The following is a 16,555-nucleotide window of genomic DNA, read 5'->3' as shown; positions in this document are numbered from 1 at the left end:
TAAGACTTCCGGACTTCACACGGAAGTCCAGAAGTCTGTTTAGTCAGGATTAATTACCACTTAAAGCCAAGTACTGAATTGAAAGCAACTTCTTTACCAGTAGTGGAAACACCTGCACCCCACGTAACTTTGCCGTTTTTGCTGGCTGCCTTATAGTTTACACCAACGGCACCATAGCTACGATATGCACCTACCCCAATACCGACAGTCTGCTCACCAGAACTCAGTGAAGGCAAATAAGCCCCAGAGAGCGCCATGGCCATGGCTGTACCTGAATAAGCTCTGCGCTCAACATGATGAATATTATCATTCAACTGATTAACATATTCATTAACTCTGGTAACCTGATTATCTACACCTTTAAGCTGAGCTACATTCACAGCATCAGTGTCAGCAGTACCAGCTGCCACACCGGTCATCTGACGGTATACACCTTTAGATGCATCACCTACAGATACCGCTCCTTCCGTACTTCTTGTGGCACGGATTGCCGCTGCCTGCTGCGACGTTGCGGTTACTGGAATATATCCTTCTTGTCCGGCAGCAACACTTGCAACTGATCCAGCTCCTAGTGCTATACCTCCGGTCTGTTTCACCTGAGCATTGCTACCCAGAGCCACACCATTAGCTGCGGGAGCACTGGCTGAATCACCAATCGCAATCGCTGATGTACCACTGGCCATTGCTGCTCCGCCCACTGCAATTGAATTAGCACCTTGAGCAATTGATCCAGCTTTAGCAGAGTTGATCTTCACATATTTCGTACCATAATTCTCCAGATTTTGCAGTGCATCAGCGACATTATCTGCTGATACATTACCACCTGTAGGTGTGGAAATATCATACTTGGGCGGATTGATACTTCCTGCTGAATTTCGTGAAGTACCAAGAGCCGAAGCTATCGATGCAATCTGGCTAGCAACAATTGTGCTAACTGATGTAGACAGACTATTCAGCGAATCATCAGAAACATTACTGGTTGGCAGGCTATTAACCATTGTAGACAAATTATTATAATCTTGTCTTACAGCCCACAGCTGACCAGCATTAATAGCATCTAAAGACCCTTTGGCCATATTACCGTCAGCCACATTGGTAATATGTTGTGCCGTAGCACTGCCATGACTAGCATCATATGCACTACCATTCCACAGTAAGGCATTTTGAGTCAGGTTGGTAATGTTAGTAATAATATTACCTGTGGATAACTCACTTAAAGCACTGTTTAATGAAGACAAGCTAGTGCTGGTACCTGTAGAAAGGCTGGTCACATCATTTTTCAGTAAGTATAGCTGTCCACCATTAATTGCATCATGTGAGCCCTGATCAACCGAGCCATCAGCTAAATTGATAACCTTGCCATAAGTAGCAGCTCGGGTCAGACTATTTGTCTTTCCAGCATCAAATCCACCTTTATCCTCATCCCATTGCAGGCTCTTATCCTTCAGCTGTTTCACATCTTTCTGAGTCAGATCATAGCTGGTAGACAGACTGCTTAAAGCTGTACTCGTGCTAGAAGTTAGTTTGTTCAGGCTATCGCTTGTTGTACTCATACTGCGTGACAGACTCTCATATCCGGTAGACATAGAGCTACTGATACTATTGATACCTGAAATCACAGTTGATGAAACTACAGTCGACAGACTGCTCAGACCAGTGGAAGTAGAACCAGACAATGCATACAGCTGGCTACCGTTTACCGCATCGGTAGAATCTACTGTCACGCTACCAGCTGCTACATTGGTAATACGCTGAGCTGTACCGCTACCATGACCAGCATCATAAGCACCCAGTGTGCTATTCCACTGCAAGGCATTTTGCTGCAGGGTGGTCAGGTTCTGATTTGTGCTACTCAGACTGGATGCCAGACTAGTCAGACCGGTTGAAGTACTGCTGCTCAGGCTGGTTAAGCCTGTGCTGGCGCTAGCCAGTCCTAATTGAGTGGTGCTGGTCAACGTATCCACGCGATCATTGACCGTAGTCAAAGCTGCTGATGAGGCACTGCTCAAGCTGCTTAGTCCGGTACTAGTACTACTCAGTCCTGCCTGCGTCAGAGTAGACAGGCTGTACATCTGAGTACCGTTGATAGCATCACTTGAAGTAATATTGATGTCTCCAGCTGCAATACCGGTCAGTCTTTGATCCTTACCCTCACGGCTGGCATCGAAATTACCACTTATCCTGTTTCTCAGCAAAGCATTCTGCTGTAATGCAGTCACATTACTATTGGTTTCAATTAAACCAGTTGACAGACTGCTTACATTTTTCGTTACCGTACTGAGACTGTCATTAACAATAGTAGATAGGCTACCCAGCTGATTTTTTGTCACCTCATTCAGATTAGTAGACAGGCTGCTTAGTCCGGTTGAAGTGGAGCTAGACAGACTGAACAACTGACCACCATTAACTACATCAGTAGAATCCACTGAAACACGGCCAGCCGCTACATTTGTAATAAGCTGAGGCGCACCATTTCTACCGGCATCATAAGCACTACCATTCCATTGCAGAGCATTTTGCTGCAGGGTAGTCAGGTTCTGATTTGTGCTACTCAGACTGGATGTCAGACTGGTCAGACCGGATGAAGTACTGCTGCTCAGGCTGGTTAAGCCTGTGCTGGCACTAGCCAGTCCTAATTGAGTGGTGCTGGTCAGCGTATCCACGCGATCGTTGACAGTAGTCAAAGCTGCTGATGAAGCATTACTTAAGCTGCTCAGCCCCGTACTGCTACTGCTCAGTCCTGCCTGTGTCAGAGTAGACAAGCTGTACATCTGGGCGCCATTGATGGCATCAGTTGAAGTGAGGCTTATATCGCCACCAATAATTCCCGTCAGTCTTTGAGCACGATTACTGCGTATTGCATCATATGCGTTACTAGTACTATTCCACTGTAATGCATTTTGCTGCAAGGCTGCTACATTTGTATTGGTTTCTCTCAGACCTGTAGACAGGCTGCTTACATTTTCTGTTACCGTACTGAGACTGTTTGTCACTATAGTAGACAGACTACCCAGCTGATTTTTTGTTACCTCATTCAGATTAGTAGACAAGCTGCTTAGTCCGGTTGAGGTGGAATTAGATAAGGTATACAGCTGGCTGCCATTTACTGCATCGGTAGAGTCTGCAGCAAGACGTCCGGCACTAATATTAGTAATGCGCTGTGCAGAACTGTCACGACCAGCATCATAAAAACTACCATTCCATTGTAAAGCAGTTGTCTGCAGGTTATTCATGCTCTGATTGATACTGCTTAGGCTGCCCGTCAAACCAGCAAGAGCTGATGATGTACTGCTACTCAGCGTGCTCAGATTGCTATTGGTACTGTTCAAGCCTGCCGCAGTTACCGTAGACAGACTATAGAATTGTCCGCCGTTAATAGCTTCGGTAGAGCCAACACTTACTGCACCAGCACCGATGCCACTCAGTACTTTGGCTTCTCCATTTCGACTGGCATCGTACACACCCTTGCCTGTATTCCACAGCAGCGCATTGGCCTGCAGTGAAGATACACTAGCATTAGCTGCCTGTAATCCTTTATCCAAAATCTGTAGATTGGAAGAAGTCGTACTGGTTAGGCTGCTTAGACTGTTGTTGATGCCAGTAATGCTGTTTGTTGTTGTATCAGACAACTGATTCAGCGCATCTTTAGTGCTACTCAGGCCTGTTGTAAGTGTACTCAGGCTAGTGCCATAGGCAGTAGACAGTGTATTTAACGCTACATTAGTAGAGCTCAGACTTTGATTCAAAGTATTGACACTGGCTGTTGTACTGGTGGACAAGTTATACATCTGAGCACCGTTTACAGCATCAGTAGAATCTGCAGCTATGGAACCTGCAGCTACACTGGTAATCAGCTGAGCTGTATTGGTACCGTGATCCGCACTATAAGCTCCTTTAGCGCTGTTCCATTGCAGCGCATCTCTTTGTAATGCAGCAACATTGTTGGTAGTAGAACTCAAGCCAGTAGAAAGACTATCTATATTGTTGGTGATACTACTGAGGCTGTTAGTAACGACGGTAGACAGACTGCCTAGCTGATTCTTGCTCATCTCACTCAGGTTACTTGCAAGACTACTTAAACCAGTTGAAGTAGAACTAGAAAGACTAAACAATTGACCACCATTAATCACATCAGTGGAATTTGCAGCCACACTAGCAGCACCGCTAACATTGGTAATACGCTGTGGAGTGCCATTTTTGCCGGCATCATAAACACTACCATTCCACTGCAAGGTATTAGCCTGCAAGGTAGTTACACGAGCTGTGGCTGTACGCAGATTGGTATCCAATCTGCTCAAATTGCTAGTTGTAGTGTCAGAAAAGCTCTGCAAATTACTATCAACAGTGGAAATACTGCTAACCAGTGCATCTGATAAACCAGTGAACGCTGTATTAGCTGTGTTTTCCATACTGGTAGACAAGCTGTACAACTGGGCACCATTCACAGCATCGTTTGAACCTGATGCTATCAAACCAGTAGACACATTTGTAATTTTTTGAGCAGTACCCGTTCCATGATCAGCATTATACGCAGCTGCATAATCATTCCATTGAAGTGCATTTTGTTTCAATGAGCCTGCATCATGATTAACTGTAGACAGAGAAGTTATCAGAGTGCCTGCTGAAGTTGAAATACTTTGCGACAGGCTACTTATACCAGATTCAGCCACCGTGGATAGACTACTCAGGCTGTTTGCGGCATCAGCAGTCAGGCTATTCAGGCCAGTATTCGTGCTGTTGGATAAACTGGTAATACTATTGGACAGAGTATCAGAAAGAGTTGATAAGCTATTTGCAGATGCTCCTGACAGATTAATAGTACTGCTTAGAATACTGTCTGACAAAGAACTGAGTTGGGTAAAGTATTTATCAGAAATACCCGTTAATGAAGATTGTATTGTACTTAAGCTGGAAGACATTAAATTGGAGGAACTGGTCAGATTTGCATCAGACACCGTGGACAGGCTGTACAGCTGTGCACCAATAACAGCATCTGACGAGCTTTCTCCTACCTGACCGGCGGCAACCTGAGTAATTTTAGCTCTGGCACCAGTTGCAGAACCGGCATCATAAGCACTAATACTCGCATCCCATTGTAACGCATTCTGCTGCAATGTGCTTACTCCGGTATTAATACCCGTTATACCTGCTGACAGACTGCTTATACCAATATCAACAAGGCTGCTTAAAGTCGTTGAAAAACTTTCAAAACGCTTATTAATATCACTGTTCAAAGTGTCAAAACTATTTTCGGTACTATACAGCTGTCCTGCAGTGATGGCATCTGTTGACCCATCATAAATATCAGCTTTAGCAACATTGGTTATACGGCTATTTTTATCATTACGACTTGCATCGTAGGCTCCGTCTTTCCACTGCAAGGCATTCGTTTTGAGAGTACCCAAACTTCCGTCGGCCGTACTTAAAGCTGAAGAAATACTTGAAGACAGGCTAGTTATATTGTTTTCAATAGTACTTCTGCTTTGAGTCAGTTTGGCCAAATTAGAACCGGTTACCTGATCCAAAGAAGTTGATAAACTACTGATACCGGCTTGCATACTGCCCGATACATCGGCTAATTTATTGTTTAAAACAGAAATACTGTTGTTTGTACTATATAGCTGTGCACCGATTATCGCATCAGACGATCCCTCTTTCACATTACCTGAAAATACATGTGTCAGTGTATTTTTAGCATTTGCAATGCCATGGCTGGCATCATATGCTCCTGCACCTGAATCATCTAAACGCTTCCATTGTAAAGCGTCTTTCTGCAAATCAGATACACCATTATTAATCACACCTAATTGTGTTCCTGCTGCTGTGGAAAGACTACTAACTTTGGTATTTGTCTGAGCAAGCAACCCAGTTAAAGTAGAGATATTTTTATCAGATATGGTACTCAGAGCACTGGATAAATTTCCAATGCCACTTTTGACCTCATTAGCCAGATCATTGATGGCAGAATTGGTGTTATACAGCTGATTACCTGTAATCGCATCTTTTGAGCCCTTAACTAAAGATCCATCTGCAGCATTGGTGATCCGGTTTTTACCATTTACTACACCATGACTGGCATCATATGCTCCATTTTTCCATTGCAATGCATTCTGCAGAAGGGCAGGGAGTTTGCCGTTAATTCCTTGAAGGCGTTGCTCTGTTGTAGTAGAAAGGCTTTCTAGTCCAGAAAAAGAAGAATTCTCTAATGCTGTAGATAGACTATTTAGACTACTAGAAGTTGCACTTGTAAAATCCGATACTTTGTTATCAAACGAAGAAGATAATGCACTAATCTGACTGTTAGTGCTAAACAACTGAGCACCAATTACCGCATCACTGGACTTAGCCTGTAAATCAGCTTTATCCACATTTATAATCTTTCGTTTTATACCTTGAGTACCACCGGCATCATAAGCGCTGCCATTCCATTGCAATGCATTCTGTTTAATAGTACTTAGACTAGCATTTACAGGAACCAAACTGGTATCAATGGTTGAGGCAAAAGTATTCAAACCACTAGAAAGTGACCTATCCATGGTGGTTGAAACACTAGCCAGACTTCCAGATAAAGAACCAGACAAACTCTGAAGCTGCGACGTTAAATCTGAAGTCAGCCCAGAGATTTTGGTATTTGTCATTGACAACTGGTCACCAATTACCGCATCGGATGATTTATCATTCACATTGCCTTGTGCAGCGTTAATAATTTTATTTTTACCGCCAACTTGGCCATGGCTGGCATCATAAGAACTACCATTCCATTGCAATACAGTCTGTTTTAGTGCATTAATATTGGAATTGGCTGTGCCAATATCGGTATTAATTTTATCTGACAGGCTGCTGATACTACCTGAAATAGTATTATTCAGACTGGTATTAGTAGCAGCCATAGCAACATCTAATTTTGAGGATAACTCAGCTGGTTTTGTCACCACATCAGTATTCAATGTACTGATACTAGTGCTGGTGGTGTATAACTGCCCCATGGTTACAGCATCAGTTGAATTAGATTGCAAATTGCCATCAGCTACATGTGTAATTTTACCTCTACTGCTGCCATGGCTAGCATCATATGCATCAGCATTCCAGAGCAGAACATTCTGCTTTAACGTTGCAATTTTATTATTAGTTCCAGTGACACCGGCCTGAATAGAACTAGATAATTCTTTGATTTTTTGTACTGATAACCCATTCAATCCAGTGCTTAAAGATTGTATTCCTGTGGAAGCAGATGTAGAAAACGAAAAAATCTGGCCGGCATTGATTGCATCTGTAGAACCAGCTGCTACATAACCATTGGCCACATTAGTAATTTTAGTATTACCGTCAATATCATGAGTAGCACTAAATGCCTTATCAGTTTCATTCCACAGCAGAGCATTATTCTTCAAAGTACTGATACTTGAATTCAGTCCATTAACCAGAACCATGCCACTTTGCAGAGTATTTACTGCTGTCTGATTTATATTACCAGCCAAGGTGGATAAACCGCTGGAAATAGTGGTTGAAACTGTATCCAAGGTTGAATTGGTAGTATATAACTGCTTAGCATTAATAGCATCGGTTGAAGCACTATTTAAAGCAGCATCAGCAACACCTGTAATTTTCTGCTCTTTTTCTACTCTTTTAGCATTATATTTACCATCTGTATACTGGAGCATTTGTTGTTGCAAAGAGGAAATACTGCTATTAATTTCTCCCACAGTACTTAAAGCTGATGTGGTCAGCGTACTTACTCGTGCATCTATTGAAGTATTCAAATCATAATACTGGCTGCCGACAACTGCATCAGTTGAAGTTGCACTGGTAATGTCACCTGCACTGACATGTGTAATTTTTGTATCTGCATCACCATGACTGGCACTATATGCTGCGTCATCATCGTTCCATTGCAAAGCATCTTCTTGCAATGCAGCAACTTTACTGCCAGTTGTAGCCAGGCTCGTAGACAACTTATCAAGACTCTGGCCGACTGACAGAGAAGCCGAAACAGACAAACTACCAAATTGCGTATTTACAGTACTAGATAAATTAGTGATTGCAGTATTGGTACTGAATAACTGGCCACCATTAACCATATCTGTTGAATTAGGACTGCTTATATCACCAGGTGCAACACCGGTGATTTTTTGCGCTGTACCATCATGAGTGGCATGAAAATAGCCGTCTTCACCACGCAATATGGTACTTTCCTGCAAACCGCTGATAGCAGTAGATGCAGAATCTGACAATATTTGTAAATAATTACTTAATGTGCTCAGACTAGAATTAGCCGAAGTTGTTAAACTGTTTAAGTTATTTGTTATTGCAGTTGAAAGATTAGTAAGACTATTGGCAGTGTCTGTTGTCAAGCTGCTGCGTTTACCACTTATATTGAGCCAGCCAGTGGAAGCAGATACAGAAAGACTCGCTAGATTGGAGTTTACAGTGTATAACTGGCCACCTGTAATTGCATCATCAGAATCCGCAATAACATCACCTTCTGCAGCATTTGAGATTTTTTGCGGCGTCTTGTTTTTATCTTCAACAAATGCCCCTGTAGTGGCATCATATAAAAGAGCATTCCGTGTAATCTGGCTTAATCCAGTCGAAATTGAAGTAGACAGACCATCTAATGACTTATTCGAACTTGATAACGCTATATTTGTATCGGTTACAAATTTATCAATTTTAAGATTGTTGTCTGTAAGGCTATCCTGAATATCACTATCCAGCTTATTAAGCTTCATATTGGTGGCACGCAGCTGTGCACCCGTTACAGCATCAGTAGAATCTGCGCTGTCAATACTACCTGCTTCTACATTCGTTATTTTCTTTTCATTACCCGCATCAAATGCATCCGAACCATTCCATTTGAGTATGGCTGCACGTAAATCTTTTATACCTTTATCAGTAGTTGTAGTAAAGCTATTAATATTGCTATCAATTGTTGATACCGATGTATTAACGACAGATACTAAATTAGAAGTACCTTCGTTAAGGTTACTGATATTAGTATAAATAGCAGTAGAGATAGAACTCAGCGAAGAATTGGTACTGAATAACTGGCCACCATTAACCATATCAGTGGAGTCGTCAGTAAGACGAGCATCTGTCAGATTTGTTATTTTTTTAGTTTCTCTGCCATCGTCCGAACCGACATTATAAACACCATTTTTAAATACCAAAGCACTGGTTTGTAATGCACCAATAGAGCTAGATGTAGAGGTACTTAAAGAAGAAATATCGGTATTTATTTGTGCTAATTTATCATCAGCATCGCCAGAAGCCTTTGTAATATTTTGATTAAGATTAGTTATAACATCAGATGTTGAAATAGAAGCACTATTAATCTTAGTTTTTACCACAGATACATTGGCATCTATCGCTGTCGAAAGACTGGATGCACTGCCAGAGATAGATGAATACAAACTCTTTAGCTGCGCCACATTGACAGCATCAGTATCCAGCGTACCAGCAGCCAAATCCGTAATTTGACGGGTAATATTCTTAGCAGAGTTACCTACTGCTACCGCCCCGGTAGTGCTTTTCCATGTGGGCGTACTAAGGGAAGGATCAGTAGCAGCCACATTGGTATCTGGATTATAGCCAGAAACATTACCAGCTGTATTAGCTATTGAATCCGATCCCAAAGCTACGGAACCATCTGCCATAGCTTTGGCATTTGTACCTACAGCAATGGCACCAGTACCATTCACAATAGTATTGTTACCGAGTGCCAAGCCGTTATCTGTGGTAACAGAAGCATTGTTACCGATTATGGTTGCTCCAATACCGCTGCTATCAGTGCTACCAACTGTATTGCCACTACCAATTACATGAACATCATAAATAGCATTGATAATGGTGTTTTGGTTACCAAATATAGCCGTATTGGCTGCAGTAATATCGTTATTTGGGCTTGTACTTTTATTACTATTACCCAAAGATAAAGTATTGTTTGCATTAATAAAGGTATAGCCATCCGGACCAGATGCTTCCGTTCCATCATCTTTTTTGTATGCAGTAGGTGTGGTAGAGCCACCTATGGCAATGGATTGTTCTCCATAAACCACATTACCATTACCAATGCTAATACCTTGTTTACCAGTAGCAATAGTGTCATTACCGATGGCCACTGAAGAGTCGCCACTTGCCTGAGATTTCACCCCAACAGCAACTGCTCCATCTATAGAAGCCTGTGACATCAAACCAAGTGCCACACTTCCTACGCCATCTGAATTAGCAACGGAACCTAAAGCTACGCTAGAAACTCCAGTAGCTTGCGATGAGATACCAATCGCATTGGAAGCTCGTCCACCAGCCAAAGCAAAATTACCTACAGCCTGTGCTCCGCCGCCAGTATTAAACGCACCAGTCCCGAATGATAATGAATGATTACCAGAAGCATAGGAACCACATCCCATAACAAATGAATTTACACCAAAGGCACTCCCTAAACCATTTTGATATCCCCCTGTAGCATATTGATCCATATAACCTGATATAGGAGGTTTGGGAGGATTGTAAGGCAACCCATTTGAACCATTAGTGGGGTCAGTTGTCCATCCTTGGCCACCCCAATTTTCAACATGGTTAGTTGTACCATATGGATTGAGGGTTCTACCATTAACAGCTCCTCTGGTACCGGTTACTGTATAATTTTGAGCAAACCGCAAATATTCTTCCATTGCTGAAATAGCAGGAAGCCCTGAGGGGCCTTGATTACGCTGAGCACCGTTTATATCTCGTCCTGCAACCCTATCATAACCACAAAAATCACTATTATCTCCCATTATCTGAACTGCATTGATGCTTGATGTGTTAAGGTAACTACCTGTTCTATTATCAGAACCTCGACCCGGATCTCCACCTATTATTGCTGCACGACCAGCAGCATATGCAATAGGCATCCCTAAAGTCATATTCACGATTGAAGCAATTAATCCGATTTTAAATACTTTAGAACCAAACTTACTTAGTACTGTAGATACAACAGGCATCTGACAGGAAACTGTATTCGCTTTGGTTTTGCTTTTAGCTAGCTCAGAAGCAGCCACCCAAGTTTGAGTGGATTCGTTCCATATCGCACGATATATTTTATTCAATTGGTTTACTCCTAATTTTTTAAAATCATGCGTTTATCAAAAATATCTTGATAACTTAAAGAAAGGTTAAAATTAAGTTAAATTATTAAGTAATATAACATAAATGTTTGTATAAATGTAGTTAATCAGAGATAGTTCGGAATAGAACCCATATGAAAAAAACGCGTACTTGTTTTATATTAAATTAATAAAATACAATAAGTTATATGATTTTATTGGTTCTGCAATGGTTTTACATAGCTAATACATTGTTTGTTTATCTGTTATTGAATGTCTTATAAAAGCGACAATCTTTAATAAAATTCTTTTTTAGCATTGTTAATTTTTATTGAGTCTTGCCTTAGAATACATATTCTTAACAATTAATTGGTTTATATATATTTATAAGGGTTTTAAAATTTTTTATTTGGTAAGTTATTAATCAGGTAAAAAAGCAATATTCAAAGCAAGTAATCTTTTATGTTTTAGTTAATAAAATTTTACTTTATCCTGCATCCAACTTTTACGCTGCTGTATTTTACTTTTTGTATGCTTTGATTAGCTTATAAAAAATTTCACCTTATCAGACTTCATCCAAACATAACCAATAGTTTATTAAGAATTCAATAAAGGCGACTTTCAGAACAATCAATATCTGCTGAGGTATTTTATTAAGAACAAGCACGTGACCTAGTTTATTTTTTTATCAACTGATGCAAATACTTTAGTTTTTAGATTAGGCAGATACATTTTTAATATTACAAATAAATACTGAATATATTCTTTGGAGCGGATAACGGGACTCGAACCCGTCCGAACTGCTTGGGAAGCAGTTATGCTACCACTACATCATATCCGCAAAAATTTTTTACAGCTTTATTAACTCACATACTTCAGATCAGTGTAATACAATTTATACTCTTTTATCATCAGGAAATCATCAACATTTATATCAGGCTTTATGACTAGTATTTTCTATATATACAAATAAGTCCAGATAAATTCCATTTGTAAATAATTAATCAATTAGGTAAGCATAGTATTTATACTTTTAGTACATATTTATTCGCTGATAGCCAAATACCAAAATTTTATACATTTATGTATCTACTAAAAATTAAAGTTTATTGTAGACCAATTTTATATGTGTAATACATAATAAATTATATACATTCGCTAATTTATAAAAAGCAATAAGCTTAAAATTTAAGCATACTAACTACCTATTATATTTTGTTCATATGAATTTTTTTGTATTCTGAATATAAAATTCAATCGTTTGTAATCCATCCTAACAAGCCTGAAGCAAGGATTAGCTTACTTTTCAACAACTATATTAAATGTCATACTTTATTGCTTTAGATCCAATATCATGTCGATATTGCATTCCATCAAAATGGATAGAGTTTACAGCTGTATAGGCTTGTTTTTGTGCGGTATGAATATCTGATCCCATTCCCACTACACACAATACGCGGCCACCATTAGTAATCGTTTCACCTTGTGCATTCAATTTTGTACCAGCATGAAAAACTTTGCCAAACTGATTAGCTACTTCTATACCTGAAATTACAGCACCTTTAAGTGGCGCTTGTGGATAACCATCAGCAGCCAGCACCACACCCACAGCTGCCTGTTCGCTCCATGATGCAGCAATGTTATTTAGTTTTCCTGCTAAAGCTGCTTGTATTAGTTCTACCAAATCACTCTGCAAACGACACATAATAGGCTGAGTTTCCGGGTCACCAAATCTACAATTGAATTCAATCGTATAGGGCGCACCAGATTGATCAATCATCAGACCAGCATATAAAAAACCACGATACGGATGACCGGCTCTTTGCATAGACCGAACTACCGGCAGAATAATTTCATCCATTACTCGTTGATGCACAGCAGCAGAGACCACAGGAGCCGGAGAATAGGCACCCATCCCGCCAGTGTTGGGCCCGTTATCATGGTCAAGTAAACGTTTGTGATCCTGGCTAGTTGCCATAGGTAAGACATGTTCACCATCTACCATCACAATGAAACTGGCTTCTTCTCCCTGAAGATACTCTTCGATAACAACTCTGGCACCAGCTGTACCCAAAGCATTGTCCAATAGCATATCATCTATTGCCTGATGGGCTTCAGCCAGAGTCATGGCAACTATTACACCTTTACCTGATGCCAGACCATCAGCTTTAATCACAATCGGTGCACCTTTCTGGCTAACATACTGGTGTGCTTGCTTAGCATCAGTGAATGTTTGATATGCTGCGGTGGGAATACCTTCCCTGATCATAAATTCCTTAGCAAAATCCTTGGAACTTTCTAGCTGAGCGCAATAACGGCTTGGACCAAAAACCGCCAGACCAGCAGCAATAAAATCATCCACAATGCCTGCAGCCAAAGGCGCTTCTGGACCAATTACGGTAAACTCAATATGCTGCTGCCGACAAAAATCAATTAGCTGTTGATGATTAGTGAAGTCAATATTTTGCAGTTTTGGTTCGGTAGCTGTACCGGCATTTCCCGGTGCTACATAAACAGTACTGACTTTAGGCGACTGAGCCAGACGCCATGCTAAAGCATGCTCACGTCCTCCACTACCAATAACCAATAATTTCATACTTATTTCTCGCTTAATATCATTACAATTAGTCAGAAAATACTAACTATTATAAGCATCAATATATCATTTAATTCTCCAGTTTAACATCAATTATGCGCATCTTACGCAAAACAGCCAGAGCATTTTCCAGCCGTCTAAGCGGTATACACACCTGTAGCGAGCAATTCTGCTGTAAGTCCTGTTTCAAAACCTGTGCCTGATGCTGCTTACACCAGCGCAGGGCTTCACTTAAATGAGCATATTCACAATGAAGCTGTAATTGCCGGCAGATATCTTGTTGTATTTTTTCTGCAGCCTCAATAGCAGCTGCTGTAACGGTTTTATATGCATGAATTAAACCAGGCACCCCAAGTAAGGTACCACCAAAATAGCGTACAACAGCGACTAAAACATCAGTCACTGCCGCAGAATCAATTTGTCCGAGAATGGGCCTACCAGCACTGCCAGCAGGTTCTCCATCATCATTGGCACGGTATCGGTTGCCATCCACACCTAGACGCCATGCATAACAGCAATGTCGTGCTTTATGGTGCTGCTCTCTTAATATCTGTACATGCTGACGAATTTCTGCTTCATCTTGCACGGGCCAAGCAAACCCCAGAAAGCGACTGCCTTTATCTTTAAATTCTGCCTGAGCCGGTGTGGCCAGCGTTGTATACTGATAAACTTCTTTCATGTCTGTACCAAAGCCTGTTTAATAGCAGCGATAAAGGTATCCACTTGTTTTTCTGTTGTATCAAAACTGGTCATCCACCGTACTTCACCTTTACTTTCATCCCAATCATAAAAATGAAATTGTTGATGTAGCTTGGCACGTGCATGTGCAGGTAACACAGCAAACACAGCATTGGCCTGCGTCTGCTGAGTAACAGTAATTTCCTCAATTTCATCTAGTGCATTCGCTAGACGGGTAGCCATCTGATTACTATTAGCAGCCAGATTCAGCCACAGATCATACTCAAACCATGCCAAAAACTGAGCAGAAATAAACCGCATTTTAGCACCCAGCTGAGCATTAATTTTACGCAGATATGGCATAGATGCATGTGTATCTGGATGCATACTGATAATACACTCTCCCTGTAACAGGCCATTTTTAGTCCCGCCCAGATTAAGCATATCTACACCAGTAGCCGTAATCATGGTTTTAACATCTGTATTTTCTGCAACCAGTGCATTCGCCAGACGCGCACCATCAACATATAATTTCATATTATGCTGATGACAGTAATCAGATAAAGCCCGAATCTCAGCCACACTATAACAAGTCCCCAATTCAGTGGACTGGCTGATGTATACCACTGCTGGTTGCGCTCGATGCTCTACACCAAAACCCCATGCCTGTTTGGATACCAATTGCGGGGTTAATTTACCATCTGCAGTAGGAATTGTTAGCAACTTTACACCGGCCAAATGTTCTGGTGCCACGCCTTCGTCACACTGAATATGTGCACTTTCGGCACATATCACCGCACCCCAGCGAGGCAATAGCGACTGCAATGCAGTTACGTTGGCCCCCGTTCCATTAAAAACGGGGAATGCTTCAGCCGTTTCCCCAAATAACTGTTTTATTTTTTGTTGAAGAGCTAGGGTATAAACATCAGCTCCATATGCTGGCTGATGTCCATCATTAGCCACTAGCAAAGCCTGCATAATTTCTGGGTGTACGCCTGCATAATTATCTGAAGCAAAGGCAAAACTTTGTTTATCATGTAAACAATTCATCGTATATAGCCTATTAATTTCTTTGATATCTCATTAAAATTGCCTGAATAGTTTCTATTCAGGCAATTTTTAGAATCAGACAATCTTATCTATCCTAAAATAGCATTAATTCAAGATAGTTTCCATTAATTCTGCTTTATTCACACAATACAGTAATGTTTCACGTGAAACATTAGCAAATTTTTTTAATGCTTTAATGCAAAATTGATTTTAACTGTGCAATTAATTCTGGAACAGCTGTATTCAAATCAGCAACCAAACCATAATCTGCTACATTAAAAATAGGAGCTTCTGTATCTTTATTAATGGCAACAATAATTTTACTGTCCTTCATACCAGCCAGATGTTGAATAGCACCCGATACGCCGATAGCTATATACAAATCAGGAGCAACTACTTTACCCGTTTGCCCTACCTGATAATCATTTGGCGCATAGCCAGCATCCACAGCAGCACGTGAAGCACCAATAGCTGCATTCAAAATATCTGCTAACGGATTCAAAAGACGAGCAAAATTTTCTTCACTACCTAAGCCTCTCCCGCCACTAACAACTATTTTAGCAGTGGTGAGATCTGGATGTTCAGATTTTGTTAACTTTCGGCCAATAAAACGGCTTAGGTTTGGTACTTCCACCGGTGAGATCTGTTCTTTGAGCGCTTGTCCTCCAGTTGCTTCAGCCAATGGAAAAGCAGTGGTTCGAATGGTGAGGATCTGTTTGAGCTGTTCACTTCGTATGGTCTGATAAGCATTACCGGCGTAAACTGGGTGGACGAAAGTGGAAGAGTCAATGATTTCTGTCACATCAGATATGGGCTCACAATCTAATAATGCAGCCACGCGAGGCAGTAAATTTTTACCAAAACTAGTGGCAGAAGCTATTATATGACTATAAGACTCAGAAAGTTGTACTATTAAAGGAGCTAAAGTTTCTGCCAGTGGATGAGCATAAATACAGGCATCTGCAAATATCACTTTTCGTACACCACAGATTTTCTGTGCCTGAGCCACAACATCTGCTACTTCATATCCCGCAACTAAAATATCCACATCGCCCAATTGCTTTCCTGCTGTTACGGCATGCAACGTAGCTTCATCTATACATGACTGCTGATGTTCAGCAATAATTAATACAGACATTTATATCTC

The 16,555-nt window shown here is 40.9% G+C and carries 5 protein-coding genes and 1 tRNA gene; all 6 read right to left on the bottom strand.

The features are described 5' to 3' along the window. Positions 1-53: 53 nt before the first annotated feature. The gene (locus J3U64_RS06575; RefSeq protein ID WP_267408687.1) at positions 54-11,087 is read right to left on the bottom strand and encodes an ESPR-type extended signal peptide-containing protein; all 11,034 of its coding nucleotides are present in this window, start codon (positions 11,085-11,087) and stop codon (positions 54-56) included. A 764-nt stretch (positions 11,088-11,851) separates the two neighbouring features. After that, positions 11,852-11,925 (bottom strand) — tRNA-Gly (locus J3U64_RS06570). A gap of 477 nt (positions 11,926-12,402) precedes the next feature. Next, positions 12,403-13,680: a phosphoribosylamine--glycine ligase gene (gene purD, locus J3U64_RS06565; RefSeq protein ID WP_267408686.1), complete on the bottom strand. Its 1,278-nt coding sequence runs from the start codon at positions 13,678-13,680 to the stop codon at positions 12,403-12,405. Positions 13,681-13,750: 70 nt separating this feature from the next. Further along, positions 13,751-14,359, bottom strand: coding sequence for an IMPACT family protein (locus J3U64_RS06560; protein ID WP_267408685.1), 609 nt, complete (start codon positions 14,357-14,359; stop codon positions 13,751-13,753). Next, positions 14,356-15,408 (bottom strand): threonine aldolase family protein, encoded by a 1,053-nt coding sequence (locus J3U64_RS06555; RefSeq protein ID WP_267408684.1) that lies wholly within the window; start codon positions 15,406-15,408, stop codon positions 14,356-14,358. Before J3U64_RS06555 ends, J3U64_RS06560 begins: the two co-directional genes overlap by 4 nt. A 193-nt stretch (positions 15,409-15,601) precedes the next feature. Beyond that, complete coding sequence (locus J3U64_RS06550) at positions 15,602-16,546, bottom strand: electron transfer flavoprotein subunit alpha/FixB family protein (protein WP_267408683.1); 945 nt, start codon at positions 16,544-16,546, stop codon at positions 15,602-15,604. Positions 16,547-16,555: the final 9 nt, after the last annotated feature.

It is taken from the genome of Snodgrassella sp. B3800 (assembly GCF_026535865.1).
GTDB lineage: Bacteria > Pseudomonadota > Gammaproteobacteria > Burkholderiales > Neisseriaceae > Snodgrassella > Snodgrassella alvi_E.
This window is presented reverse-complemented; position numbering and strand designations above follow the sequence as displayed.

Excerpts from the sequence above, each read along its gene's own strand:
- purD (WP_267408686.1), bottom strand. The coding sequence starts at position 13,680 with ATGAAATTATTGGTTATTGGTAGTGGAGGACGTGAGCATGCTTTAGCA.
- J3U64_RS06560 (WP_267408685.1), bottom strand. The coding sequence starts at position 14,359 with ATGAAAGAAGTTTATCAGTATACAACGCTGGCCACACCGGCTCAGGCA.
- J3U64_RS06555 (WP_267408684.1), bottom strand. The coding sequence starts at position 15,408 with ATGAATTGTTTACATGATAAACAAAGTTTTGCCTTTGCTTCAGATAAT.
- J3U64_RS06550 (WP_267408683.1), bottom strand. The coding sequence starts at position 16,546 with ATGTCTGTATTAATTATTGCTGAACATCAGCAGTCATGTATAGATGAA.